Below are 26,157 nucleotides of genomic sequence, written 5' to 3' on the forward strand. Positions count from 1 at the left end.
GTCCGAGAGGCCCTTCAGGATCACGTCCTGCAGTGAGAAGACGAGAACGCCCAGGCAGAGAAAGCCAGTGGCTGCTAGGGACTTGTTCTGCATCGGTACGTCCTAGTGAAGGGGCGCAGCTAGCTTGGCTAGGGCCGAGCTCGATAGGGCCTGCACAGCCGCACCTGTAATCTACACTGACGTGAACGTTTGTCGCGAGATTGCGTTCTGGCCGCAGACTTAGGGCGTGCTCATACGAATTGGAAGTAGCTGCATCCGCGCGGCTGCGCCGCTGTGGCGGGCGCGATAAGGAAGCAACGTGCTGACAAAGGATGGTTATCTGCACTGGAGGCGAAAACTCGGCGTTACTCATGAGTGCCTTCCAACAAGTCTGCGTCATATAGGCGGCGCTCCAGCTCAACCACGTTGCTGCTGAAGCCTAATTCCTGGAAAGAACTTGCTGAACCGTGTCTTGTGAGCACACTGCAAACGGTGGTTTGCAGTTTGAACACCCGGAAACAGCAGCATGACGCGCGCGGTCGCCTACTATCGTGTCTCCACACAGCGGCAAGGGCGTTCAGGCTTAGGCATCGAGGCCCAGCGTGCCGCGGTCGCCCGCTTTGCCGAGGCCGAGGCGATGATCATCCTCCAGGAGTTCACCGAGGTCGAAACAGGAAAGGGCGCGGATGCTCTTGATCGACGGCCGCAACTGACAGCCGCCCTCGCCCTTGCCCGGCAGCTCAAATGCCCGGTCGTGGTGGCCAAGCTCGACCGCCTGTCGCGCGATGTCGCCTTCATTGCCGGACTGATGGTGCAACGGGTGCCGTTCATCGTTGCCGAGCTCGGTGCTGATGCCGATCCGTTCATGCTGCACCTCTACGCCGCGTTGGCAGAAAAAGAACGGCGGCTGATCACGGAACGGACCAAGGCCGCCCTCGCCTCTCGCAAGACCACCGGCATAAAACTCGGTAATCCGACTAAGCCGAAGCTGCAGCCAGAGGTCGGAAAATCTCGATCCGGGAGGCTGACAGATTTGCCCAGACCGTGCTGCCGATCATCGCCTCCATCCAGCAGTCCGGCATCACCAGCCTGGGTGGCCTGGCCATTGCTCTGAACAACCGCGGCGTTCGCACAGCGCGCAATGGCCAATGGCAGGTATCGAACGTGCGCAACATATTGGCGCGGCAAGCTTCTGCGAACCTGCTTTTATAGGCGGGATTTTGCTGAGGTGGCGCCAGGACACCTGCTGGGGGAGCCCTGTCATCGAGCCAATGGATAGGTCTGCGGCGACTTCCGATATGCCTCTTCGCAACGCGGCGAACAAAACCATGGCCCTTCCGGGGCAGCCCGTCGATAGGATGCATAAGGAGCATGCATCTTGCACACCGGATCGATCCAGGCCGGGTCAGGCGAGGGGGCAAGTTCGATCTCATAAATGGGAACTTCGCCAGCTACCGATCGAAGGGCTACTTTTCCGAGATCTCGCACCAGGATGCCTTTGGCGGCAGCGGCATCGGCAATGGATTGAGTCGCAAGCAATTGACCGGGGGACGCAAGCGAAGCGATGCGTGCCGCTATGTTGACGGTCGATCCAAACAGATCAGCCGCCCGGCGAATGACCGGCCCATGGTTCAGCGCGGCCCGCGTCAGCGGCAGGCGCGGTTCTTTTCGGCATGCCTGCAACAGCGCTCCAAGCGCTTGGATCGCGACTTCCGGCTCAGGAAATGAGAGCATTGCCTCGTCACCGATCCATTTGATCGGAGGTTCATAGCCGCTAAGGGCTTCGCGGACCATGCTCTCGAAAATCTCGAGCACTTCGATTGCCGCTGCATCTCCATAAACGTCCGCGATGGCGCTAAAGCCTGCAAGATCGATGAATGCAACCGTAGCCGAAGCGCCGGCGGAACTCTGCGTCTGGCTCAAATCCCTTTCCATGCGAAGTTATTTAACGCCGGTCGCACGGTTTCGCGAATCTCAGACGCCCAGCGAGCGAAGAGGCGTCCATCCCGGCCTCAGCGTGCGCAAAGCTTGTAGCATCGCTCCAACAACCTCCGGCAACGTGCTGGCCATATCGCGGCAGAACGTAGCGTTCATTTTTGCAGAAAACCCGTTGACCTTCCAGTAACTGGAACCGCGGCGTTCGCACGGCGCGCAATGGCCAATGGCAGGTCTCTAACGTGCGCAACATTCTGGGGCCGCAAGCTTCTGCGAATTTTCTTTATAGGCGGGAATCTGCTGACCAGCATGTCCCCGTCGAAGCAGCAGGCCTCCGGGCATAGCAAGCGGTGATCAGCAGGCCCCGTCGGGATGCGGCTACAGGAACATTCTTCACAGAGTGTGAGGCGACCGGAACAAACGTGACGCCACGGAATGGAGGTTTCGACTGTAAGATCACGCGGGGGTTTCGGAAGGAGACCTGTTTATGACCAGCGAACGAGACGTCGGCACGTTTCAAAAGCCCGTGACCGTATGGCTGGCCTCGAACAAAGTCAGTGTGTCGAGCACCCGCGAAGCCGCCGAAATGCTGCTCTACGAGTGGCCCATTGGAGAAACCGCTCGCCGCATCCAGGCACGTATGGCGTGCATGAAGGTGCTCGGCGGCGGCAGCGCCCCTGAGGTAGCCCGAATGGCATTTCTCAGCGCCGCCAAGGAAGCGAAGATCCTGAACTGACATCTGGTACTCCGCCGCGGCATCGAAGGGATTCTCGCCGTTGCCGGCGACCTTCACGAGTTCATCGCCGGCGCTTCGAATTGCGCGGCGAGGTCTTTTTGTTGATGAACTCTTTCTACTCGCCGGCGATGGCGGTTGCGGGTCAGACGATTCCCACGGCCAGGTGAGCCCAGATCATCAGCACGACTAGCACCACGCCGGCTAACAATGTGGGGCGAAGTACCCTCCCATGGACATTGCGTCGAACCAGTGCAATCCCGATCCATGCAGCGGCAAGTAGCGCGGCCGCAGCCGTGAAATCCTCTATACCCCAGTTCATAGCGACGGTCCTGGTTTCTATCGGACTATGCAGCTAGACCTTCTGCAGCGCCAGATGAATGGCTCCTCAACGAGGCCGGCATTTAGTCGATGGCTCCCTCCATCCCGGCAACCTAATCCGCGATCGTGCTCGTTCGCCTTGTAACGGCCCCTGGTTTGCGCCCTGCCCCTATTCGCTTGCCACCGCGGACCATGTTTGATTTCCTGTGGCGGGGTTTGATTGTTTTTCAAAGGGCGCGCCTAATGCGAATCATCATGGAGGAGTCCGTAAAGTCACTCCTGCTCGAGATGTACTTTAACGAACACGATACTTAGCACTGGCACAGGGTTCCTAGTGCAGGCGGAAGCGCATGGGCCGGTGCTGATCACTAATCGGCACAATTTCACAGGGCGGGATCAAAATACCGGACAACCGATTAGTCCGCACGGGGGCATACCGAACCGTGTTAGCGTTTGGCACAATTCCTTCGACGGGCTTGGCAATTGGCACCGTGAGACCTACCCACTTCTCGACCTCGAGGAACAGCCGCTTTGGAACGAACATCCAACATTGGGCGCACACGCTGATATTGTCGCGCTGCGCCTCACGCTGAACCCGCTCAGCGTGGTGCACGCCTATAGCGTTGCCGCACCTACCCCGGAACTTCTGGTCGCACCAGGAGATCCACTAAGCGTCATTGGATTTCCGTTCGGCCTGTCTGAGGGGACATTTCGCGATCTGGGCAACCGGCTTCTTGGCAACTGAGTTAGAAATTGACTACGATCACCGACCGATCTTCTTGGTAGATTGCAGGGCGCGACAAGGCCAATCCGGTTCCCCTATTGTCGCCAGTCGGAGCGGCGGGATGGTGCCACTTACGAACGGGGATACGGCCGCTTTCGCCGGGCCGGTCGCCAATCTTTTGGGGATCTACAGTGGACGGATCAATGAGCAGTCCGACCTCGGCATCGTTTGGAAGAGGTCAGTAATCGCAGAACTCGTTGCGGCACTATAATCTAGGTCATTTCGCCACCTAGCGCGGCGCGGCCAGTGTAAACTGATCAGCACAGAGTTTTTCTGCTTGACGCGATTTGCGGAACTTGACCTGATCGGGCTGCCACCGATGGGAGGAGACCATGGCAGATAACAAAGCAGATCGTGGAAAGCGCGACCGCGATAGGGTTGCCTCGGAGCAACCCTATGAGGTCAGCTATTTCCGAAAGAAGCATGACCTCACGCTGGCGCAGGCCCGCAAGATACTCGACAAATACACGATGAGAGATAAGGCGAATGCGGCTGCTGAGAGGTTGAAAAAGTAAATCCCTCACCCATCAGCTTAAGCCACGACTTTCCGCTTCTGGCCTTGCCGCTGCCGGTGCATTTCGTTGCGCTTGGCCGCCGCTGGCGTAATTAGGCGCCAGAGACCCCCTCGTGCCCGGCTTCTTGATCAGCCGCCGCTGCTTCCAATTCAAGCCGCGCCAAATGGGCTTTGATCTCCTCGGGCTGGGCGTGCTCGAGCCCGACGACATTGTTCCTCGTTTCCTTCAATGCGACAATGATCTCGTCGAGCTTCGCATGGATGGCAGCAGTGTCGCGATAGCCCTGGATCAGGACGACGCCGGTAATCACTATCGCAGCCACTGAGAGCGCATAAGTGATTACGTTTGTGAGCCCGAACGGAACCATCGCAGTGCAGGCTATCATTGCAGCGATTAGCACATAGAAGCCGGGCGGTCGGGATAGAAAGTCGGCTATCACGAAGAGAAATCGGTTCATGCGAATCCCTGTACGATGTGATCCGATTGGGGCCGCATTTCGGGTGCTCGTCAATGGCACCCTTTTTTTTGTTGGCCTACTGCCCATGTTGGTCCTCGGGCCGTCCCGATCTGGGCGGGCGGAACTCCTTTTATTGCAGGTAGGCGCTTGGAACCACGGCAGACACGCGGCGTTTGGCGTTCTCACAGGAGACAAGCCATGCCCGACAACGATGAGGAATTCAAAAGCAAGTTTTGGGATTCGATCCGTTCCGACATGACGGCAATGATCGGCGTCCCGAGCGTCCACCCTCGACCGATGACAGCGCAGTTCGATGGTGACCGCAACGTAATCTACTTCTTCACAGCGAAAGACACCGACTTGGCCGAGGCCGTTGCAGCTGCAAAGGAAGCGACACGAGGCGGGACGCGCAGCAGCAGGTCACGTGCCGCTTGATGCGACCCCTCTCCTTCCAGCCATGAACCAACCAACCGCCGGTTGGTAGACGCGACACAGCCGGCGCGCGTAGGATTTCCTACGATCCGGGCACACCCACTCCCGCCCACCCTGTGCCTGGTGAACGACTGATCGCCCGCCGCGCCGTAAAGTGCGGCGGGCTTTTTGACTTCCGTATTGGAAAACCGGCTCGGGGAGGGCGTTCGGCTTCTGCAGCATCCTCTCCCTGTGAACCAAGCTGCGAGATCGGTGTCGCCTCCCGATCAGCCCGCGTCCTTCCCCTCCGTAGGGGCGGACTTCATCTGTTTGGCCGATGAGCTGGTCGTGGAACGTCTCCACATTCGAAAAAGTGCTGTAAAATTGTAAGTACCGGCGTCGGCCGGCTCGAGTTCATTCCGCCGATGTAGCCCCAGCTGGTGGCAAAGCCGCCGGGGGGCGGTGACTGGTTCACGAGATCAAACTCGACGGGTACCGTTCCCAGATCGTTATCAACAGTCCCGAGGGTATCCGCGTCTGGCACTTGGAAATCTAGACACCTCGGCGGAAGGTGAGCGAGTTGTAATTACCCGGCCACCCCGGCGACGGAGAGCAGACCGTAGATGGCGAGGCCGGACAGCATCGCGGTCATGAAGGCCACGATGAGGCCGACGACGCTCACGTAGGCGGACGAGACCAGCCTGACCGCCCTGCTGGACCCCGCCTCCGTGCGGATGCGCCACTCGCGGATCGGGAAGGTGACCGGGCCGCCGAGGAACTCGAGGTAGCCCCGGAAGATAAGCCGCAGGTGGTACCCGACGATGCCCGGGACCTCGCTCCAGTTGCCGGAGACCCAGCGCAGGCCCTTCCTCGCGCCGTATAGGCCGTAGCCTGCCATCAGGAGCAGGAGCAGCCCGATCCACGCCCAGCCAAGCCAACTGTACGCAGCCGTCGTGATCGGGTTCTTCGCGCCGGTGACCCACAGCCACAGGACGTAGGCTCCCAGCGGCACAAGGATGCACCCAGCCGCGGTGGCGAAGACGACGGACAGGCGTTCTTCGGTGTTCACGGCTCCCCGCCACTCGGTCCCGATCCACGACAGGATCGACCCGATGCCAACGAGGACAAGCCAGATGACGAACACGACGACGGCGACGACGCCGAACCCCTGCAGGCCGCTCAGCATCGCGTCCTTGCCGACCAACAAGACCCCGGCGATGACCGCCAGCAGGATGTTTGTGAGCCCTCTTCCCTCCATGACGCCTTCCCCCTTGACGCATGCACTGTATGCCACGGCGCGGATGAATGGGAACAGGCTCTCCGCGCCTTCCAGTGCGCTTCAAAGATGTGTTTGCTGCGTTTTGGCCGCCCTCTGATGACCAGTTCGGAGCAGCAATGGCTGGTCATCGGGGCAGGCTCCCGATTCAATCGATCTCCCGGTAGGGCGGTCTAGTCACCCACACCTCCTCATAGATATCGCTCCCCTTTGGCTCGGTGGTGTTTCCGTCGGGCAGAATGCCGCCCTTGACGATCAGGTCAAGAACTCATCTTTCGACCATAGACGTTCCAATCAAATTGCCGTTGTGCCGAGCGCCTATGTCCAATGCGGATTGCACTTCCCGATCGATCTGCTCCCGCCGCGCCATGAACCAATTCTTAGCGCCTGGATAGTCAGCCGCCGATACGCCGGAGTCCGAAAAACCTAGCGTATTTTGGGACAAGGCAAGGATACCTTGCTGCCCCAATACAACGAAAAGAGTGACACGTGTTTCGGCGGAATTGTTCTCAAGCCATTTGGCGACCCCGATACCGATCATATTGTTCTGTAGGTCCTTCCTGATTTCCAAAGTCGTGTCAGGCTTTCCGCGTTTCACATAGAGTTCAGCAAATTCATTGACCATTCCACACCGGACGACCATCTCTTCGGCTACTGCCTCCGAAAGCCCGATAAGCCTCAGTCCGGAATAGAGATAGGAAGACGCCGAAGCATGCTTGAGGGCGTTGCGATAGCTCCCGTCAAGGCCTTGCTCAGTCACGATCCGGCGGACGCTCACTTCGAACCAGCCGTAAAAAGCGAGCGGCGGCAAAACGATCAGGAGCGCTAGCGCTAAGAGCTTCCTCATCTTGCGAGGCCGTCAAAACTCATCTTTCGCCTTTCTGGTAAGGGATCATCATTCGGAGTGGTCGCGCGGCGCGCGACCAGGATAAGGGCCAGGATCGACAGCGCGTAGGGCATCGCCCGGCTCCTCAACGCCACCACCTGCCTCAAGCACCAGGCCGCACTGTCGGTCGCTGCACCTCTCAAAACTCCCGGAGATTTCACGCGCGTCAGGGTATGTTCACGATGCCGTCGCAGACGGGGTACCGCGGACACCCCCAGAATGGCTTGCCCGCGTATCTACCCCGACTGGCAATTCGCCGCCGCATGAAGGCTCCGCACTTCGGGCAGAGAACCTGTCCGACCTTTGGTGAAAATGCCCTGTTTCGAGATTGCAGCGTCGCTGGCGAGACAGCCGTCGCAGAGAAGGACGATTGCAGACGAGAGGTGGCAGCAACCATGTCCGGAGTCGAGAGACTCACTGGGAGGACAGACAGACCCACATATTTCGCATCGGCCGCGCTCGCTTCGTAATGCCGATGCGCCTCTGCCAGGGTTTCGTGTGGTCGCCTGACAGCAGTTTCGATCCGTCGAACCGCATCCCGCAGCTGGTCCGCTCCGGTTGCGAGGCGCTTCTGCAAGTCGCCGCGCATTTGCGCAACCTTCATGTCGATTTTCTGCTTCTCGACCTGATCGGAAGGCGTGGGATTCGGATTGAATACGAACCGGGTTTCGTGCGCGGCCTTCCAGCTGAGGAGACGCTGCCGACGGACTTCGCCGATACCCGGGACGCGGGTTACATTCTGGTCTATGTCCGCGGCCGTCTCGTATCCGTATGCAACCAGGGTCTGCGCGAGGCCACGGTTAATTGAAGTGATCTTGTCCTTGTCCACCCGGAAGCGATCCAGGTAGTCGGCAAGCTGCATCTGCTTTCGGTTCGCCTGGTACTCGCCGTGCCATCTCACTTGCAGCTGCGGAAGTTCCTGGTATTCCTGCCTGGCCGTCGTCAGTTCGGCCTTCAGGCTTGCCGGTTCCGTTGACCCTGCATTCTGGTGGAACGTCTTGAGTTCCGCCTCGAAAGCGACCCTGGCTCGATCCAGTGACTGTTTGATTTGATTCTGTTCGGCAGGCGATGCGTTGAACCTGTTGAAGCCGAAAACGGCCAGCGCGATGGAGATATAGAAAACCGGAGGCATGTAGAAGAGCAGAAACGCCGCTGCTCCGAATGCGAGAATGCCGAGGCCCTGCATTGTGCGCCGGGCCGTCGCCGCGTCTTTGGCTGCTTGACTCGCCGTGGCCGATATGGCGGGCAGTTGAGGGATGACTTTCTTCGGATCGGGGAGCGCGACGGCTTCGATCTCCGCCCACACACGGTCGATGTCGAAGTTGATGATGGAGGCGGTGCGGGCGGCGTAGTTCGGCGGAAACAGGACAGTGCCGAACTGGTTGTCCACCGCACACCAGGGGCAACTTCCGGCCGCCCGCGGGAAGTAGTGCTCCTTGTGGGAGGCGCACTGGACCAGAGAGGCTTCCACGGTGTTCAGATGCGCGACCCACTCCTGCGCCGTTGGCCTTCTCAGGCTCGGATCATTGGTGAATGCCTGCTCGAACGCGACCGCGACCGCGTCTGGTAGCATCGTCGGCCGGGGACCGTGCGGCGGCGGCGCCATCCCAGTGTTGCGACGCCTCGAGTAAGCGTAGCGACCCTCGGAGATCGCGCGCTCCAGCGGCATTTCGTCGGAACCCGAGTATTGGCCGGCGAACGGATGTTTGCCGAGAAACAGCAGCTGGAAGATCGCGACAGCCAAGCCGAAAGCGTCGTGGTTTCCGGTTCGCACTATCCCGTCGAGCGAGTGTCCCTGCAGCTCGGGCGCGGTGTATTCTGGAACACCTACCCGGCAGAGATGACTGCGGCCGTCCCGATCCACCTGGAAGCTGTCCGCGTCGATGATCGCAACGAGCGCGCGGTCCGAAATCAGAAACCCCGAGTGGTTAATGTCACCGATGATGCAACCCGCGTCATGGACGGCCGCCACAGCCGTCGCAAGGTTCCGGGCAGTGTGGACGAGGAAACGATAGTCCGCTTGCGGAAAGTTGTGCTTGCGGGCCTTGGGCGAATACAGTTCGTGGAGAGGCTTCGAGCTTCCGACAACACTCATGGTGAAGCCGACGAAATTGCCTCTCGCGTCCGTCGCGACTTCTATTGGGAACGACACCAGCTTCGTGCGGGAAGCAAGCTGGCCCTGGACGATGGCTTCGACTTTCTCGAAGCGCGGGCGGTCTGGCTTGAAATAGACCTTGATAGCCTTCGCAGGGTCGGAAGCAATAAGATAGACCTCGCCTTCGCCGCCCTTTCCGATGCGCTTGCCAAGCGCGACTGGCCTGCCGCCGATGTGGATCAGAGGGGCGTTCATATTTTTATGGCGACGACCAGCGTCTTGTCGTCATCCGTCCGTTCGTCGATTTTCGGCGATCCAAGGTACGCATGCAGTTGCTGGGACAGCTGACGCTGCATTCCGGCCGTCTCGGCCTTGTTCATGGAGCCTGCCATCGTGTCGAAGAAGCTCGACGGCGCGGTCCGGTTCGCGAAGTCAAGCACCAGCCGCTCGATGCCGTCCGAGAACAAGGCGACGGCGTGAGGAGGATCGTCCAGCGTCGACGTGCGCAACCGCGCTCCGCCGTTGTCGGTAACGAAAAACGTCGTCGAAGCGTACTCGCCGGATTCCGGCCACGAGACGCACTCCCACGGGCCGTCTGTATCTGACTGCTTTACGATCGCGCCGTCTCCGACATGGGCGACGAACATCCCGCGAGAATCGGTCATCGCGAACAGCATCGTGCATGCGAAATCGCGCATAGTTAGATCGTGACGAACGGCCGTTGCCGAGATTGAGTTTCTAACGTCGTCGATCCATTCCTCGAACAGGTCGCGATCGGGAACCCTGCCGTGGTCGCGGGCCTTCGCGGTAAGAAGGCGGCACGTCATGACTGCTCCGTATCGCCCGTGGGAGGCGCTCCCTGCGCCGTCTGAAACTGTGGCGATCAGTCTGCCGTACCGGGCTTCAACGCAACGGTAGGCATCCTGGCGGTGCGTACCCGAGCGCTCGTGCGAGGTGCCCTTGCGGGAAGCCGCGATCCATTTCCACTTGGACACGGATCAGCCAGCGACTGCCCAGCCGTCCGGCGCGGTCGGATTCTGCAGGGGAACCTGGTCTCCCGGCTTCGACTGTGAAACCGAGGAAAGTGAAGCCGAAAGCCACCGGAAGAACTCGGCGAAAGCGAGGCCCTTGAGCTTCAGTGGAATCCGGGTAGCGATCTGCCCAAGAACTCCCATGTCCGCTCCTTCCACGCCCACGCAATAGAACATGAATTCCTTCCTGTTCTCGCCCTGGCGAACGGCCTGGGCAGCGGCGTTCCAGGAATCGGTAGGCGCGCCGTCGGTGATCAGGAAGACCCAAGGGCGATAGTACGGCGTTCCGTGAGCCTTGTAGGCGGCCTTACGGTCGCGAAGCATCTGGAGGCCGTGCGTGATGGCCTCGCCCAGAGGCGTAGCCCCGGCTGGCTCGAGATGTGGCGGATAGAAGCCGTCTAAGGTTACGAACTCGGTCACAGTCTGTACGGGACCGAAGGTGACGATGGCGATCTCGACGCGCTTGGCGGCGAGGCTGTCTTCCGCGAGAGCCTGTTTGAAGGCGGTGATGCCCTCGTTCAGCTGACGCAGCGGCTCTCCAGCCATTGAACCGGAATTGTCGAGCAACAGAATACAGGGACAGCGCGGCTCCGTGTTTTCGATCAGATCCGCCCCGCCGAATGGCGTTTGCTCAAATTCGCTCATGTTTGCCCCATGGATGCCGCAACGATATTATTCAATCTATAGTCGCAATGGGTCAAGCGTTCATTGTTGACGAAACCCGGAATGACCGTGATGAGGCACATTGCTGACCGACAGCCGCTGGGCCGAGACCGGACTGGCGGCTATTAGCGGTACAATGGTAACACGCTGACGTTGTTGGTGCGTTCTCATCAAGGCCTTCTTGCCGCGTCCAATACCTCTCGGTCGCCACTCACCAACTGGGCGCCTGTGTTATAGGCGCAGTATTCGCCAAGCGACTCGACTCACCGTCGCTTTCGCCACATCATGTTCTTGGGGAGGCGCCTGGGGATGGCATTCCGATTTCGTAAATCTATAAAGATCGCGCCGGGAGTCCGGATAAATCTCAGCGCGAAAAGTGCGAGCGTGCGGGTTGGACCAAAAGGACTTGGGTATACAGTTAGCACAACAGGCAAAAAGCGCCTTAGTGCGGCCATTCCCGGGACCGGTCTTTCTTATTCGACGGGTATTTCTTCGAAGCGCCAGTCAGTGCCTAGCGCGCCATCGCAACTAGGTACTTCTCAAACCAAGCCGACTTCGAAAGGCCCGATCGCGCTTCTGCTACTTTCCGTTGGCGCAGGACTGGTTTGGTGCAGCGCGCGGTCCAACGAAACCAAGATTACGAACGAGCGCTCCCCGACGAACGGGTCTGTACAGTCAGACCTAAAGCCCGCGACAGGAGAAGCGGGCGATCGAGCCTCCCAAGCCACAGGCGCTTATGCCGGGCCCACCTCTTCCGTTCAAAAGACATTTTATAGCACCGCAAATGTTCGCCTACGGACATCCCCATCGGCTGATTCACCGATTGCGCTCACCGTCCCAGTTGGATCCGCGGTATTGTCGTCAAAGCGCGAAGGGCCTTGGCATTACGCTTCATACGGGAATTATTCGGGCTGGATTCTAGGCGATTATCTCGCGGAGCCTCGTCCTGAACCAGCGGCAACTTCTTCGCCGATAGTACCGCAGGCCTCAGGCGCACTGCCAGCTTCTGACAACAACACAATCTCAGGCCGCGCTACCATCATCGACGGAGACACGATTGATGTTGCCGGCACAAGAGTGCGTTTAAATGGCGTCGATGCGCCGGAGAGTGCTCAGTTCTGCCGGAATTCGAAGGGAAAAAACTACCGCTGCGGTCAGTCAGCCGCGAAAGCGCTTGATGCCTGGCTGGCGAAGTCCCGGCCTGTGACTTGCACATTCGTAGAGTGGGATCGCTATGGCCGCTTCGTCGGTGACTGCTATCGTTCCGACGGCGCGGCGGTGGCAACATGGCTGGTTAGCGCCGGCCACGCGATGGATTGGCCGCTCCATTCGGGCGGCGCCTACGCGAGCAATCAGGACGACGCTCGGCTGGCGAAGCGAGGCATCTGGCAAGGCGAGTTTCAACCGGCGTGGGAATGGCGTGCCGCGCAGCAGGCGGCGCCTAAGCCTGAAACCACGAGTCCAGTTCGACTGCTCTCCGGCTCGTGCGACATCAAGGGCAACATCAGCAACAAGGGCATTCGCATCTACCACCTCCCCGGCCAGCATTTCTATGACGAGACAGTGATCAGCCCAGCCAAGGGCGAGCGAACGTTCTGTTCAGAGGACGAGGCGCGCGCAGCTGGTTGGCGTCGGTCGAAAAGGTGACTATAGCTCCAACGTGCTTGGATTATCGTATAGTCGGAGCCACTGCAGGTCGATCTCCGCTTTTCAGCGTTGCTGGTTCTGTCAACGTCTAGGTGTGAAGCCGTTGGCGCCATCCTTGTCCGATTTGGGCCGGGTCTCGAACTTGACTCTGGCCGGGTTACAGGCGCGAAATCGAACTGGGGGATTTGGAATGAGGCGACCCTTTAGTTCGTTGAGCATCGATCAGCTTGAGGCGATACTGGATAAAGCCACCGCAAGTGGTGATACCAAGGCTATCAAAGCCATCGTGGGTGAAGCCGGCGTTAGGACCACAGCTCGGGCCGCTAGACTTCTGGTCCGTGCGAAATCCGCGTTGGATGTTAAGCAGTCGGACCTCTTCGACCGAAGCCCCCAGACTTCCAAGAAGCGGCCCACCATGGTGCACAAGAAGGTCGCGGCAAAGCCCGGGGAGCACAAACCCACCCCGGAGCAGCAACAGGCAATTGACGCTTTCTTGTCCGGTGGCTCGCTCCGCATCAATGCTTATGCGGGCACAGGCAAAACCTCGACGCTGCAGTTCCTTGCCCACGGGACTCACAGCCGCGGCCAGTACATCGCCTTTAACAAGGCGATTGTCGGGGATGCCCGGGAGAAGTTTCCTCCGACGGTAGATTGCTCGACGACCCATAGCTTAGCGCTGAAGTCACTGCACTCTGACTACAAAAAAACCAAGAACAAGTTCGCCGGGAGGGTAAGCACGAAGCAGCTCGCAGAGATACTTGGATTCAAGAAGACCTGGCGTGTCGACCGCGATCATTCCCTCCAAGCAGTGTCACAAGCATATTTGATCCAGCAGACAGTCAGGCGGTTCGCCCATAGCGGCGACGAGGAAATCTCTGCCGCACACGTCCCCCGTCATGGATCGCTGCTTACGGCCAGTGAAGACACCCTAAAGGCGGTGAACGAGTTTGCGTACAACAATGCCAAGCACGTGTGGCAACGCATGTGCGACCCGAAGGACGCGATTCCGCTGGGTTTTGAGGGATTCCTGAAGCTCTGGGGGCTGTCCAAGCCGCAGATCGCAGCCGACTACATCCTCCTCGATGAGGCACAGGACACCAATCCCGTCGTGCTCGACGTGCTGCGGCGGCAAAACGCCCAGCTTATCTATGTTGGCGACCGCTACCAGCAGATATACGAATGGCGTGGCGCAGTGAATGCGATGGACGCGATCACGACCGATGCCATCGTTAGCCTGACCCAATCGTTCCGGTTCGGCCCGGAAATCGCCGGCGAAGCATCCCGCGTCCTGCGGCGGCTCGGTGAGAGCGTGCCGCTGACCGGCAATCCCGCCATGCGGAGCCGGGTCGGTAGCTGCAATCCCAACGCCATCCTTGCGAGGACCAATGCGAACGTCATGACGGCGCTAATCCAGTGCCTTGACGAGGGTCTCAAGCCGCATCTAGTTGGCGACAACAAAGATCTGAAGGAGCTGCTTTGGGGGGTACGCGACTTGAAAGAGGGGCGTCCAACCGACGTCGCCGACTTCTTCGGTTTCACTAGTTGGGAGTCCGTGGTCGACTTCGCCAAGACCACCGAGGGCGAGCATCTGACCATGTTCGTCAACCTGGTGCAGAGCAAGGGCGAAAGGCGCCTCCTGTGGGCTATCAACCAATCCGTCAGCGAGGAGAAAGCCGAGATCGTCATCTCGACAGCACACAAGGCCAAGGGGCGGGAATGGAAGAATGTTCGACTGATGGACGACTTCCTGAAGACCCGAGAGGCACGGACTCTCGAGGAAAGGGCGGAACGAGAGCGGCAGGACGCTGCCGAACTTAGGCTGTTCTACGTCGCCGTGACTCGCGCCAAGGAAGCAATCGAGATCCCTGTTATGGGCGGCAAAGGTGAGCCACCGCGAACTTCGGCAACCTCAGCAAGGCCCGAGCCGCGGGCGTTGGCCAAGACTGTTGTCGCGCAACCGGTCGACTGGCAAGAGCCGGTTAAGCAAAACAGCCAGGTCCAACCGCCCAATGTCACACAGAAACCAGCGAAGCGTGGCTTCTTCTCCCGTCTATTTGGCGGATAAGGTAAAGAGCCGGGTTACGCCCAAGACTTGGGAGTGAAACTGCCACCCTGCCTGCTCGCTTGAATGTCCGCTTGGGGGTGCGGCTACCATCAGTTCAGCGACCGGCATGGAGGCGCATTGCTTGCCCGGCAGCCGTTGGGCCGGAGAACGAACCCGCTGCGCGGGAGGGCGCCTGCGGTTGAGGTAGAGATCAGGAACCGGTCGTCGCGCCCGCATTGAGCGTCGTTCGGCGGCGGCAGAGCATGACGGGCTTCTTCAACAAGGAGCTTGACCATGCCCTATCCTGTTCTTGATGCACCTATCAGTCCACTTCGTCAGCGGCTGATCGACGACATGAACATGCGGCGTTTCTCACGGGAGACGCAGCGCAACTATCTCCGCGATATCGGACGTCTGGCGACGTTCCTTGGCCGTTCACCAGACACAGCGACCGCGGACGACGTGCGCCGGTTCCAGATCGAGCAGCAGGACGACGGTGTTCCCGTGCCGACGATGAACAGCATCGTGTCGGCGCTGCGCTTCTTCTTCACGCATACGATCGATCGTCCCGATCTGGCGCGCAGGCTTGTCCGGCTGGCGCACCCGCGCACGCTGCCGGTGGTGCTGAGCCGAGACGAGGTCGCCCGGCTTCTCAACGCCACCACCTGCCTCAAGCATCAGGCCGCGCTGTCGGTCGCTTATGGCGCGGGCCTGCGCGTGGCGGAGGTGTCGTTGCTGAAGGTCGCCGACGTCGATAGTGAGCGCATGCTGCTACGTGTCGAGCGCGGCAAGGGCGGCCGATACCGGAACGCCATGCTGTCGCAAGACCTGCTCTTGTTGCTGCGCCAGTGGTGGAAGGTCGGACGCCAGCAGGGCGTGATGCACCGCGACGGCTGGCTGTTTCCGGGGCAGCATGCGATGAAGCCCATCAGCACCCGCCAGCTCTATCGCGTGGTCGTCGAGGCAGCGCAGGCGGCCGACATCGCCAAGCGCGTCGGGCCGCACACGCTGCGCCACAGCTTCGCCACCCACCTGCTGGAGGACGGCACCGATATCCGGATCATCCAGGTCCTGCTCGGGCACGCCAAGCTAAATAGCACCGCCTTCTACACCAAGGTTGCAACCCGCACGGTGCGCACGGTCACGAGCCCGCTCGACAAGCTCGGCCTGTTCAAGGAGGCAGAGATCTCGCCCGATGGCTGAGCCGTGCGCGCCTCCGTCGAGGTTGCCGACATCTTCCGCACTGCCGGGCCCGCCTACCGGGCCGCCCATGCAGGGCATCTGACACTGCAGCAGCTCAAGGTCATGTCGGCGATCGAACACTGCCGCACCGCGGCCCTTGGCGGTCACGTGGAGGCCTGCGAGGACTGCGGCCACTGGCGCATCGCCTACAACTCCTGCCGCAACCGGCACTGTCCAAAGTGCCAGGGTGCCGCGGCGCGGACATGGCTTGCCGAGCGCGAGGCCGACCTGCTGCCGGTCGGCTACTTCCACGTCGTCTTCACGCTGCCAGCCGAGGTCGCCGACATCGCCTTCCACAACAAGGCGGCGGTCTACGACCTGCTGTTCAAGGCGGCGTCGGAGACGATGCTGACCATCGCGGCCGATCCGAAGCATCTCGGCGCACGCATCGGCATCACCGCCGTGCTCCACACATGGGGTTCGGCGATGCTGCACCATCCGCATGTCCACATGATCGTGCCGGGTGGCGGCATCGCGCCGGACGGGAGCCGCTGGGTCTCGTCGCGTCCCGCCTTCCTGCTGCCGGTGCGGGTGCTCGGCAAGCTGTTCCGCCGGCTGTTCCTCTCCCGGTTGGTCGCGCTGCACGACGCTGGCCGGCTCGCCTTCTTCGGCGCAATTGCTCATCTCGCGGAACGGCGGGCATGCCTGCGCCAGCTGTCGCCGATCCGGAAGAAGCGCTGGGTGGTCTACGCCAAGGCGCCCTTCGCCGGCCCGGAAGCGGTGCTCGCCTACCTGTCGCGCTACACCCACCGGGTGGCGGTCTCGAACAGCCGCCTCATCCGCCTCGACGAGAGCGGCGTCACCTTCCGCTACAAGGACTATCGTCGCGAAGGCGCCGACCGGCAGCAGCTCATGACGCTCGCTACCGACGAGTTCATCCGCCGCTTTCTGCTGCATGTCCTGCCGCGTGGCTTCCATCGCATCCGGCATTACGGCCTGCTTGCCGGTTCTGCTCGCAAGGCCAGCCTCGCGCTTGCTCGTGAACTCCTGAACGTCGCCGCACCGTCCGACGATGACACCAGGCGAACCGGAAGACTTTCGCCCGCCATGCCCCTGCTGTGGCGGACGCATGATCGTGATCGAGGTGTTCGAACGATGGAGGCAGCCGCGCGGACCGCCACACGGTTCCCCGTCGACCGGGAGCAGCACGCCATGACCCGGCATGGAAAGGTTCAGCCTTCAGCTGCAGGCACTCAGCCTCCGGCAACGGATCGACGCACGTCTATGGTGATCATCGAGGCCGACAGAGCCGCGCCCAGCCGCCAACCGGTCGGACAACATCGCGCGGAGGCGCAACGAAGCGGTCTGTCCGCATCAATCCCGGCGCTTCCCAGCGGCGGTCGCGCCATCGCCGACATCTGCCGAAATCCGAAATCCCCATAGCCATCGCCTGTGGCCCGCGGGTTCCTTCCTCGGGGACTTTCGTACGCCTGCCGGCGCCCGAAACTCTTCACGATAGCTGCCAATCCGCTATTTGATCGTAACTACCGCAAGCCGCCGCTGCAGAACAAATCATCTGACACCTCTGCCCGCATAAGCGGGCCGAAAGTTGATATAACTGACCGTGCTGGAGGCGACTCCCGCACCACTGCCAGGAATGGCGCAATGGCGGTTAGCAGGCAATCTGAAGGTGGCCAGGTGCTTTTGTACAGGGCAGCCTTGCAGTTCAGGGTCCCTGATCTACCATACGTCAGAATCTACCGTCGGACGACCGGCTTATAGCGCCGCAACAAGTGTCCCTTGTCACCATGAAACGTCACACCGTCGTCGTTGAGGGCAACTTGGCCTTTCGCATGCAGCGTGTCGCCGCCGCGCAAACGGGTGACCACGGCCTCGATGTCGCCACGGTCCCACTGCTCGCGGCGCGCCTTGCGGGTGGTTTCAGCCGACCAGCCGATCACGCAACCCTTGTGCCGATCGTTGCTCGAGCACTCGCAGAGATTACTTTTGAAGAACTCGAAAAGGTCAAGGCAAGGCCTGGCATGGCGCGGGCTGTCCTCTCCAGTCTGGAGCGCGTGTGGGCCGCTGACATTCGCCTTGACGATCCGCTCGAACCAAGCGCCCGGCTGAGCGACCTTGGCCACATCGAAGCCTTTCTGCGCGAGCATCTTCCAATCGGCGCGCTGTTGCCCGGGGATCTGCGCGATCGAGCGCTTGCGCGCATCGTTCATGCGCGCACTGTCGTCGGCCCTCTCCATCTCCACCGTATTATTTCCGTCGACCCGCTCTGGCGGCCGCTCGTCAAAGCCCTGGCCTCGGTCGTCGAAATCACGTGGGATCCCCCAGGCACGCGCGACCGGAGCTGGTTTCCCGGTACGATCCTCGGAAGGGCCCTGCAGCCCCCCGAACATCTGACTTGTGAGGTTTGCGCCGACCCACGCGCGGAGGTGGTTGAAGCGCTTCGCTGGGCGCGCGCGTTGTTGAGCGATGGCATGACCCAAGCCGGCGACATCGCGATCGCCAGTGCTGATTTGAGCGTGTGGGATGATCACATGATGGTCCTGGCGGCGGACGCTGATCTCCCGATCCATTTCGCCGGCGGCGTTTCAGCCCTGAGCACGCGCGCCGGCCAGACCTGCGCAGCGCTCGCCGATGCGATGATCAACGGCCCGTCGCAGGATCGCATTCGTCGTCTGTCCCTGCTCTCTCCTTACCTGTCGGAGGCGCTTCCGGCTGATTGGATGAAAGGAATCCCCACCGATGCGGGTCTGTTTGAGCCGGAGCATTGGGCGCGAAGTCTGCAGACACTCTCCCCTACCGATGGGTCCACGATCGCAACGATCGTAATGCCGGTGCTTTATGACCTTGTGGACGGCGCAAAAGCTGCGGCCAAACTCGGAAAGTTGCTCCTGCGCGGCGGCAGCCTTGGGCTCTGGCAGGAGGCGCTTCGTTTGGCGCCGGCGGCAGCAATGGAGATGACCCTAACGTCGTTGCGCATTGCGGATGAGAGCGACCCTGCCAACAATGTGGTCTGGGCACGGGCGGCGGACCTGGTTGGTGCGCCACGCGAGCACATGCGTCTGCTTGGGCTTTCGAGCAGAAGTTGGCCGCGTAGCGACAATGCGGACCCGCTCCTGCCCGAGCATGTGCTCAACGAGCGCGCGTTGGTGGACCTGCCCCGGCTCGAACGCGATCGGCTGGCCTTTGAGATCCTGACCGGCCACCCAGATTCGAAGGTTACCCTGTCGCGCAGCAGGCGATCGGCCGAAGGCGCGTTGCTCGCCAAGAGCGGATTGCTGCAGCATCGGGTTGCCGAGCGTCCCCTTTCCCGGACGAGAACGCCGGAGCATGCGTTCAGCGGGGTGATCGTCTGCTGGCTCGCGCCGAGGATGCGCTTGCTTTGCCGCGCATACAGAGCGTCATTTCGTGCTGGACCAACTGGACGCGCAAGCTTGAGACAACGCCACATGACGGCGGGTTCCGTAAGGATCATCCGGCTGTTCTGCGCGCTCTGAGCTTGCCGCAATCCGCTACCTCGCTACGGCGGCTCTTGCGTGATCCCTTGGGCTATGTGTGGCTAAGAGTGTTGGGGATGACCGCGCCTGAGCTCGCGGTTCAGCCGCTGCAACTCGATGCGATGACCTTCGGTGAGCTCGTGCATGAATTGCTGCGCCTCGCGGTCGAGCGTATCCCCAGCCTTGTCAGCGCAACGCCGGGAGAAATCGATCGCGCGCTTGAGGCAGCAGCCGACAGCATCGCGAAGCACTGGCCGCTGACCCGGGCAGTACCACCGAGGTTGCTCTGGCTGGATACGATCGAAGAGGCACGGCGACGGGCCCGCCGCGGACTGACGGTCGATGACCGCTTCGGTCCTGGTACCTACGGCTTTAGCGAGGTGCCGTTCGGCACGCCTGAATCGCAGTCAGAGCGTTCCGATCCCTGGCGCGAAGACCAAGAGGTCCTGATCGGCCGTTTCGGCATCCTCTTGAAGGGCCGCATCGACCGCGTCGACGTGAAGCCCGACCGCCGTGGCGTCCGGATGTCCGACTACAAGACAGGCAAGACCCCGCGCGATCTGCGCGACGTCATCCTCGGCGGCGGAGCAGAAGTTCAGCGCGCACTCTACGCCGTTACGATCAAACAGCTCATCCCCGAGGCAAGCACGATCATTTCACGCCTCGTCTACCTTGACACCATGGAACCTCCGGCGCGTCTTGAAGGCGACGTGCTCGAGCAGGCGGAGCAGACGCTGCTGCGCTTCATCGATATCGCGGTCGAAGGGCTCAGAGCTGGAGTCGCCTATCCTGGACCAGATGCGTTCGCTGGCTACAACCAACTCAAGTTAGCGCTGCCTGCGGCGCTCGACCGCTACAAGGGGCGCAAGGATGAGGGTTTCAACGCCGCGCAGCACAAGCTCGCGCCTCTTTGGAGGGAGCGGTGATGCTGAGCGATGCCCTCGAGCGCAGTCGCGTTCTCACGGAACTAGACAAGACATTGCTGGTCGAAGCGGCTGCGGGCACGGGCAAGACGTCGCTGATTGCTGGCCGCGTCGTCATGCTGATGTTGTACGGTGCGCCGCCCCGCAGGATCGCTGCGATTACGTTTACCGAACTGGCCGCCAGTGAGCTGTCGCTGCGCATTCGCGAATACGCAACCCAGCTGCTGGCAGGAGAAGTCCCAAAGGTCTTGCGCGGCGCTGTAACCCTTGATCTGCTCAACGAAAGGAAGGCTGTCCTCAGGGCGGCGATCGATGCCTTTGACGAGTTAACCGCATGTACGATTCACGCGTTCTGCCAGCAGATTATCATGGCCTATGCCGTCGAAACGGGACTCGACCCCGGGTCGCGAATGATGGATGGGCCTGCGGCAGACGCAATGTTCGAGAGCGTCATCTCCAAATGGCTGTTCGAGCGTCTCTCGCTGCAAACAAGGGAGGGCGAGGATCCGGTCGCGGTCCTCTCCAGGTTTGAGCCCTTGAAGGTCGTCAAGGACAGCTTCGATCTTGCCAAGCTCAAGCTTGAGCATCCGGGGGCCGGCACGGTTTCGGTCGACTTCTCGCTGCGCAAGGATATCGAATTTGTCGAGAGCGTCGGTGCGTTCCGACGCTGGCAAGCGGACTATCCCAAGGAACGCCGCACCGCGACCCTGGTTGGAGAGTTCGAAACCCTCGCCACATTCTACGAGAACTGCTTCGAGACGCAGCCGAGCTTTGCTCGGCTATGGGAACTTGCCGACCCGCCGCGTACTGCCTCGATGAAATGGGACGAGTTCGCTTTTAAGAAGCAGCGCAATCTCAGCTATTGGAAATCGGCCTATGGCAAGGACAAAGGACCAGAACTCGACCAGCAGGCCGAGACGTATTCCCATAACTGTGAGACGCAATTTGCAGAACTCCTCGGCCAGATCGGCGATGCCATGGTCGATCAGATGTCACGTGCCCTCGGCCCGGTCATCGACCTCTATGTTGAGCGCAAGGGCGACGCGGCTGTCCTCGATTTCGACGACCTTTTGCTGCGCGCACATGCCCTTGTGACCAAGAATGATGTCGTGCGCGAGGCTGTCGGTCGGCGCTTTGCGCATATTCTGGTTGATGAATTTCAGGACACCGATCCCGCCCAGGCCAGCATCCTGTTTTCGATCGCGGCGCGCGCCATGCCCGATCGCTGGCAAGATGCGGACCTTCGTGATGGGGCGCTGTTTGTGGTCGGCGATCCCAAACAATCTATCTACGCCTTTCGTGGTGCCGACATCGACAGCTACAATCAGGCGAAGCGGACGATTGCACGCTTGGGGGACGACCGCGTCGTCCACATAGGGGCCAACTTTCGCTGCCAGCCAGGCATCATTGACTACGTGAACGCCGCCTTCCAACCGGTTCTTGATGCCGACGGTCAGCCAAGCTATGGCGCACTCACCGCCACACGCGAAGGCGCCTTCCATGGCCTGCCTTCCGCGTCCCACGTGACCATTGGCGACGGTCGAACGGCGAGCATGCCCGAGCAGCGCGACGTCGAGGCGGCCGACATTGCGCGGATATGTTCCAAACTCGTTGGCTCAATCGAGATCGAAGACGAGCACGATGGCAGGCGCCGCCTCCTTGAAGCGGGCGACATTGCCCTGCTTGCTCCAACCGGCACTGACCTTTGGCGCTACGAACGAGCACTCGAGACGCTCGGGCTTGCCGTCGCGTCGCAGGCCGGCAAGACGCTGTTGCTCCAGCAGGAGACCCAGGACGTACTGACGCTGCTGCGTACGCTGGCGGATTCGCGCGACCGGCTTGCCTTCGGTGCCTTCATGCGCGGACCCATGGTAGGTCTCACCGATGAAGAGTTGCTCGACGTCGCCGAAGAAATCCATCAGGCCGGACCAGACGCCTCGCCGACTGGCCTCTTTGACATCACGACGCCGCCGGCTCTGGTGTCCCATCCCATCGCCAGCTTCATCCTCGAGATCCTGCAAAAACTTCGCGCGCGGGTGAACGTCACCACGCCGCGCATTTTGTTGGCCGAGGCCATCGAGCAGCTTCAACTGCGCGTCGCACTGTCTGCGCGCAGCGGCAATAACCGGGCCGCGCGCTCACTTGCCAATCTTGATCGGATCGTTGAACTGGCGCGGCCATTTGATGTCCGGGGGCTCCGGTCTTTCGTCCGTCATCTCCAGCTCGATTGGGACCGTCGCGCCTCGCGGCAGGAGGGCCGGATCGACGCGTCGAAGGACGCCATCGAGATCGTGACCATTCACAGCGCCAAAGGCCTTGAGTGGCCGGTGGTGATCCCCATCAACATGGGCACTCGTGCAAGACCCTCCGAGCGTTTCGTTCATCGTCAATCCGACAACACCCTGCACTGGATCATCGGCGGCGTCTGTTCCTCTGCACTCAAGCGTGCTCGGGAGGAGCAAGCGCGGCGTCAGGCGCTGGAAAATCAACGAATGTGGTATGTTGCCTCCACGCGCGCCCGCGACCTGTTGGTCGTTCCCAATCTTTCGTCGGCCAAGCCAGGCGCTTGGTCGAAACTGCTCGACCTGAGATTCGACCTTCTTGAGGAATTAAAGTTCAACCAGCTCGAGCCACGCACGACCACCAGTTTCGACACGGCCGCGTTGCCTCAGGACGCAGATACTTTCGCACGGCAAGCCGCCATCGTTCAGGCAGCCTCGCCGTCACTGCGCTGGGTCAATCCCAGTGCTCACGATGCGGATCGTGCCGAAATCCTCGCACCGACCATGGCGACGGAACCAAGCGGCGCGTTCGAATATATCGAGCCCATTGGCGCCGGCAGGACTCGCGGGCTGGTTCTCCATAAGCTATTGGAGGAACTTCTGACGGGCGAACTCTCACCTCAGGATGACGTTTCCGCACGCGCTGGACGTCTTCTCAACGAACTTCTTGCCATCGACCCCGAGGAGGAATCTCTCCCGACTCCAGGCGAACTCGCGACGACCGCACTGGAGACCTACCAGCTGCCGTATGTGCAACGTCTCTTGCCTGTGCTTGTGCCGGAACTGTCTATCTGGGGAGAGACAGAGGCCGGCGATCTTCTCGCAGGCCGCGTCGATGCGATCGCAATCGAGGATGGCAAAGTCCTAGAAGTCCTGGACTGGAAGAGCGATCGCGACACCAGCCTGCACCGCGCTGCGTATGTCCAGCAATTGCAGCGCTATCTCCAGGCAATCTCTGCGCCACGCGGCGCGATCGTTTATATGACCACCGGCGAAATCGTGTCTGTCCTGCCCCCGCATTGAAACTCAACGGCCCGCGGACGGCAATTTTCGTTTACCCGAAAGCAGAAAGCGACCCAACGGCATGACTTTTGTCAGCATTTCCAGCTCGGCAAAACGGCCAGGTCCAACCGTCGCCTCGCCAGCACGCTTGGGTGTCTGCTTTTGGGATAAGGTTGACGCCGGCTCAGCGACCGAGATTAGGCGCAAAGCTGACAGGCCGTTTAGGGGACCGGAACCGGAATGTCGGGCTTCTAAAGCCAATGGCAGAAAGCGGATACGCTGTGGCGGCATTTGAGGGCACGTTCCTGCTCTTGATTATTGCCAGTTAACTGTGCGCGCAAATCGGGAAAATGGAAGGGCCGGAGGCAGGAGCACGGCCTCAGGCCGAGGCGCTATCAAGCGGGTCGGCAATGATCGCGAAAAGCTCAATACGGCCTGCAGCGAAACTAAAGAAGTAGTCGCGCGTTGGACGCGGATAACGCTATTTCGTCTCTGGAGTATGGTTTAGGTCAGAGTGGTCAAGCCAACGTCGCGTAAGGCAATCAATGGGTCGAGCGCTAGTCAAGCGAAGTCGCCCGCTCGTGACGAGGTCACTTTAGCGCCGCCCGCTTTCCGGCCGGTCCAGCTCGCAACGCTCGTGGACACGGTCCCTGCCGGCGATCGTTGGATCCATGAGATGAAATACGACGGCTATCGTATTCTCGTTGCCGTCGGCGGTGGCGAGGCGCGAGCCTACACACGATCTGGTCTGGACTGGTCTAGCCGTTTTCCCTCGATCCTCTCCGAGGCTCGCAAGCTCAAGGTGCGCTCCGCCCTGATTGACGGCGAGGCCGTGGTTGTCGATGCGGAAGGAAGATCTAACTTCCAGGCGCTTCAGAATGCATTGAAGGGTGCCCCGGCGACTATCGACTTTTATGCGTTCGATCTGCTGCAGCTCGACGGCGAAGATCTGACAAGGCTTCCTCTTCTTGAGCGCAAGGCGAAGCTGGAGGCGATCTTGCCTGCGAAAAATCCGGTCCTTCGTTACTCCGACCATATCCTCGGCCGCGGAGAAGAGCTGCTCGATCGCTTCTGCGCAGCCGGCCTTGAGGGCGTCATCTCAAAGCTCGCGGATTCGAGTTATGTGGCGGCCCGCGGCGCAAGCTGGCTGAAGATCAAATGCATCAGGCGGCAGGAATTTGTGATTGTCGGCTGGACGCCGTCCGACAAGGTCCGCGCGTTTCGGTCCTTGATCCTTGGCGTTCATGACGGCGGCAAGCTGCGTTACGCCGGGAAAGTCGGCACCGGCTTCGATACCGCTGAACTTCTTCGTCTCTTGATGATCATGGCGCCGCTTGAGCAGAAGGCCGCGACCGTCGACGCACCACGCGCCGAAGTGCGCGGCGCACACTGGCTCCGTCCGAAACTGGTCGCTGAGATTGCCTTCACCGAAATGACAAATGAAGGGACGTTACGACATCCGAGCTATCTTGGTCTCCGCGAAGACAAGAAGCCGGAGGCGGTCGTGCTCGAGACGGAACGTCATGCAGCCGATCTCGCCGCGTCTGCGACAACCGGAATTCGCAATAAGTAACCGTGACCGCGTCATCTATCCGGAGTCCAACATTACCAAGGGACAGCTCGCCGACCATTACGCAGCGGTCGCGGCGATCATGCTTCCTTGGGTTGGCAGCCGGCCGATCAGTCTGGTTCGATGTCCACAGGGCCGCGCGAAGAAGTGCTTCTTCCAAAAACACGACGCCGGCAGCTTTGGCGACAAAGTCCACCATGTCGGCATCACGGAGAAGGACGGGCACGAGGAACCATATCTCTATGTCGACGATGCCGACGGACTGATGACTTGCGTCCAGATGGGAACGATTGAGCTGCATGGATGGGGGGCTCGGATCGAGGATGTCGAAAAGGCCGACCGCCTCGTGTTTGACCTCGACCCCGACGAAGGCCTCGATTTTGAGGCCGTCCGCGCCGCTGCCTTTCAGTTCCGCGCTATCCTTAAATCGCTTGGGGCTTAAGACTTTCCCGATGCTGACGGGAGGCAAAGGAGTGCACGTCATCGCGCCCCTCACCCCTGGCGCCGAGTGGCCAGAGGTGAAGGACTTCGCGTCTCGCCTGGCGCAGGCGGTCGCCCAGAGCGATCCGGCCCATTTCACGGCCGTGTTGTCAAAGGCGCGCCGCAAGGGTCGCATCTTTGTGGACTATCTACGCAATCAGCGCGGGGCGACCGCGATCATGCCCTACAGCGCAAGATCACGTCCGGGCGCCCCTGTCGCGGCACCGATTATGTGGGCAGAGATGAAGACAATAGATGCGCCCTCTCATTTCCACGTGGGCGATGCTCCTGAATTAAAGAAACGCGCAGCCTCCAAAGCTCTGGCGGGATGGGGTCGCGCTGACCAATCCTTGCCCAATCTGTAGCGTCCGACGCGGGAAGAGGCAGTAAAGCCGGGATTTAAAGGGCAACGCGGCGCTCATGGCC

Annotated in this window: 23 protein-coding genes and 2 pseudogenes; 17 read left to right on the forward strand and 8 right to left on the reverse strand. The window is 60.7% G+C overall.

Translation table 11 applies throughout. The annotated features are described in order from the left end of the window. The first annotated feature begins 505 nt into the window (after window positions 1-505). Together AC0L25_RS26455 and AC0L25_RS26460 are read left to right on the forward strand one after the other, a co-directional pair. Window positions 506-1,093, forward strand: a complete 588-nt coding sequence (locus AC0L25_RS26455) for a recombinase family protein (protein ID WP_473598208.1) — start codon at window positions 506-508, stop codon at window positions 1,091-1,093. Then, the gene (locus AC0L25_RS26460) at window positions 1,024-1,191 is read left to right on the forward strand and encodes a recombinase family protein (protein WP_473598209.1); all 168 of its coding nucleotides are present in this window, start codon (window positions 1,024-1,026) and stop codon (window positions 1,189-1,191) included. Before AC0L25_RS26455 ends, AC0L25_RS26460 begins: the two co-directional genes overlap by 70 nt. Window positions 1,192-1,239: 48 nt before the next feature. Here the strand turns inward: AC0L25_RS26460 and AC0L25_RS26465 are convergent, their stop codons facing one another. Continuing rightward, complete coding sequence (locus tag AC0L25_RS26465; protein ID WP_473598210.1) at window positions 1,240-1,914, reverse strand: adenylate/guanylate cyclase domain-containing protein; 675 nt, start codon at window positions 1,912-1,914, stop codon at window positions 1,240-1,242. Between the two features lie 487 nt (window positions 1,915-2,401). Between AC0L25_RS26465 and AC0L25_RS26470 the strand changes: the two genes are divergently transcribed. From AC0L25_RS26470 to AC0L25_RS26480, 3 genes are all read left to right on the forward strand, one after another. Next, complete coding sequence (locus AC0L25_RS26470) at window positions 2,402-2,650, forward strand: DUF982 domain-containing protein (protein ID WP_292184361.1); 249 nt, start codon at window positions 2,402-2,404, stop codon at window positions 2,648-2,650. Between the two features lie 676 nt (window positions 2,651-3,326). Continuing rightward, complete coding sequence (locus AC0L25_RS26475) at window positions 3,327-3,713, forward strand: hypothetical protein (protein ID WP_473598211.1); 387 nt, start codon at window positions 3,327-3,329, stop codon at window positions 3,711-3,713. Window positions 3,714-4,084: 371 nt separating this feature from the next. Beyond that, a complete protein-coding gene (locus AC0L25_RS26480; protein ID WP_473598212.1) occupies window positions 4,085-4,267 on the forward strand; it encodes a DUF3606 domain-containing protein in 183 nt (60 codons plus the stop codon). Between the two features lie 91 nt (window positions 4,268-4,358). Here the strand turns inward: AC0L25_RS26480 and AC0L25_RS26485 are convergent, their stop codons facing one another. Further along, window positions 4,359-4,724 carry a low affinity iron permease family protein gene (locus tag AC0L25_RS26485; protein WP_473598213.1) on the reverse strand — a complete coding sequence of 122 codons (366 nt, stop codon included), beginning with the start codon at window positions 4,722-4,724 and terminating at the stop codon, window positions 4,359-4,361. Window positions 4,725-4,922: 198 nt separating this feature from the next. Here AC0L25_RS26485 and AC0L25_RS26490 point away from each other — a divergent pair, with 198 nt between their 5' ends. Continuing rightward, complete coding sequence (locus AC0L25_RS26490) at window positions 4,923-5,159, forward strand: pyridoxamine 5'-phosphate oxidase family protein (protein WP_473598214.1); 237 nt, start codon at window positions 4,923-4,925, stop codon at window positions 5,157-5,159. A gap of 562 nt (window positions 5,160-5,721) precedes the next feature. Here the strand turns inward: AC0L25_RS26490 and AC0L25_RS26495 are convergent. From AC0L25_RS26495 to AC0L25_RS26515, 5 genes are all read right to left on the reverse strand, one after another. Further along, window positions 5,722-6,393: a hypothetical protein gene (locus AC0L25_RS26495; RefSeq protein ID WP_473598215.1), complete on the reverse strand. Its 672-nt coding sequence runs from the start codon at window positions 6,391-6,393 to the stop codon at window positions 5,722-5,724. A gap of 286 nt (window positions 6,394-6,679) precedes the next feature. Next, window positions 6,680-7,258, reverse strand: coding sequence for a hypothetical protein (locus AC0L25_RS26500; protein WP_473598216.1), 579 nt, complete (start codon window positions 7,256-7,258; stop codon window positions 6,680-6,682). Between the two features lie 205 nt (window positions 7,259-7,463). After that, on the reverse strand, window positions 7,464-9,647 hold the full coding sequence (locus AC0L25_RS26505; RefSeq protein WP_473598217.1) for a hypothetical protein: 2,184 nt from the start codon (window positions 9,645-9,647) through the stop codon (window positions 7,464-7,466). Next, a complete protein-coding gene (locus AC0L25_RS26510; protein WP_473598218.1) occupies window positions 9,644-10,387 on the reverse strand; it encodes a PP2C family serine/threonine-protein phosphatase in 744 nt (247 codons plus the stop codon). Before AC0L25_RS26510 ends, AC0L25_RS26505 begins: the two co-directional genes overlap by 4 nt. Before the next feature lie 3 nt (window positions 10,388-10,390). Then, window positions 10,391-11,068 (reverse strand): vWA domain-containing protein, encoded by a 678-nt coding sequence (locus AC0L25_RS26515; protein ID WP_473598219.1) that lies wholly within the window; start codon window positions 11,066-11,068, stop codon window positions 10,391-10,393. Window positions 11,069-11,395: 327 nt separating this feature from the next. Here AC0L25_RS26515 and AC0L25_RS26520 point away from each other — a divergent pair. The 5 genes and pseudogenes from AC0L25_RS26520 to AC0L25_RS26540 form a co-directional block, all read left to right on the forward strand. Then, window positions 11,396-11,554: pseudogene (locus AC0L25_RS26520) on the forward strand (DUF4236 domain-containing protein); the annotation flags it as partial. Window positions 11,555-11,941: 387 nt separating this feature from the next. Beyond that, window positions 11,942-12,733: a thermonuclease family protein gene (locus AC0L25_RS26525; protein WP_473598244.1), complete on the forward strand. Its 792-nt coding sequence runs from the start codon at window positions 11,942-11,944 to the stop codon at window positions 12,731-12,733. Between the two features lie 211 nt (window positions 12,734-12,944). After that, a complete protein-coding gene (locus AC0L25_RS26530) occupies window positions 12,945-14,798 on the forward strand; it encodes a UvrD-helicase domain-containing protein (protein ID WP_473598220.1) in 1,854 nt (617 codons plus the stop codon). A gap of 273 nt (window positions 14,799-15,071) precedes the next feature. Then, on the forward strand, window positions 15,072-15,980 hold the full coding sequence (locus AC0L25_RS26535; RefSeq protein ID WP_473598221.1) for a tyrosine-type recombinase/integrase: 909 nt from the start codon (window positions 15,072-15,074) through the stop codon (window positions 15,978-15,980). Between the two features lie 3 nt (window positions 15,981-15,983). Beyond that, window positions 15,984-17,175, forward strand: a pseudogene (locus AC0L25_RS26540) (IS91 family transposase). A gap of 541 nt (window positions 17,176-17,716) precedes the next feature. Here the strand turns inward: AC0L25_RS26540 and AC0L25_RS26545 are convergent. Next, window positions 17,717-18,460, reverse strand: a complete 744-nt coding sequence (locus tag AC0L25_RS26545) for a hypothetical protein (RefSeq protein ID WP_473598222.1) — start codon at window positions 18,458-18,460, stop codon at window positions 17,717-17,719. Here AC0L25_RS26545 and AC0L25_RS26550 point away from each other — a divergent pair. From AC0L25_RS26550 to ligD (AC0L25_RS26575), 6 genes are all read left to right on the forward strand, one after another. After that, window positions 18,452-19,474 carry a hypothetical protein gene (locus tag AC0L25_RS26550; RefSeq protein ID WP_473598223.1) on the forward strand — a complete coding sequence of 341 codons (1,023 nt, stop codon included), beginning with the start codon at window positions 18,452-18,454 and terminating at the stop codon, window positions 19,472-19,474. The genes AC0L25_RS26545 and AC0L25_RS26550 overlap by 9 nt on opposite strands. Before the next feature lie 2 nt (window positions 19,475-19,476). Beyond that, on the forward strand, window positions 19,477-20,400 hold the full coding sequence (locus AC0L25_RS26555) for a RecB family exonuclease (RefSeq protein ID WP_473598224.1): 924 nt from the start codon (window positions 19,477-19,479) through the stop codon (window positions 20,398-20,400). Continuing rightward, window positions 20,400-23,702 (forward strand): UvrD-helicase domain-containing protein, encoded by a 3,303-nt coding sequence (locus tag AC0L25_RS26560; RefSeq protein WP_473598225.1) that lies wholly within the window; start codon window positions 20,400-20,402, stop codon window positions 23,700-23,702. Before AC0L25_RS26555 ends, AC0L25_RS26560 begins: the two co-directional genes overlap by 1 nt. Before the next feature lie 493 nt (window positions 23,703-24,195). Further along, a complete protein-coding gene (gene ligD / locus AC0L25_RS26565; protein WP_473598226.1) occupies window positions 24,196-25,254 on the forward strand; it encodes a non-homologous end-joining DNA ligase in 1,059 nt (352 codons plus the stop codon). After that, window positions 25,205-25,693, forward strand: coding sequence for a non-homologous end-joining DNA ligase LigD (ligD, locus tag AC0L25_RS26570; RefSeq protein WP_473598227.1), 489 nt, complete (start codon window positions 25,205-25,207; stop codon window positions 25,691-25,693). The genes ligD (AC0L25_RS26565) and ligD (AC0L25_RS26570) overlap by 50 nt, the downstream gene beginning before the upstream one ends. Before the next feature lie 10 nt (window positions 25,694-25,703). After that, entirely contained in the window at window positions 25,704-26,096 is a 393-nt protein-coding gene (gene ligD, locus AC0L25_RS26575) for a non-homologous end-joining DNA ligase LigD (protein ID WP_473598228.1), read from the forward strand. Window positions 26,097-26,157 lie beyond the last annotated feature (61 nt).

This window comes from Mesorhizobium sp. WSM4813, from assembly GCF_055811555.1.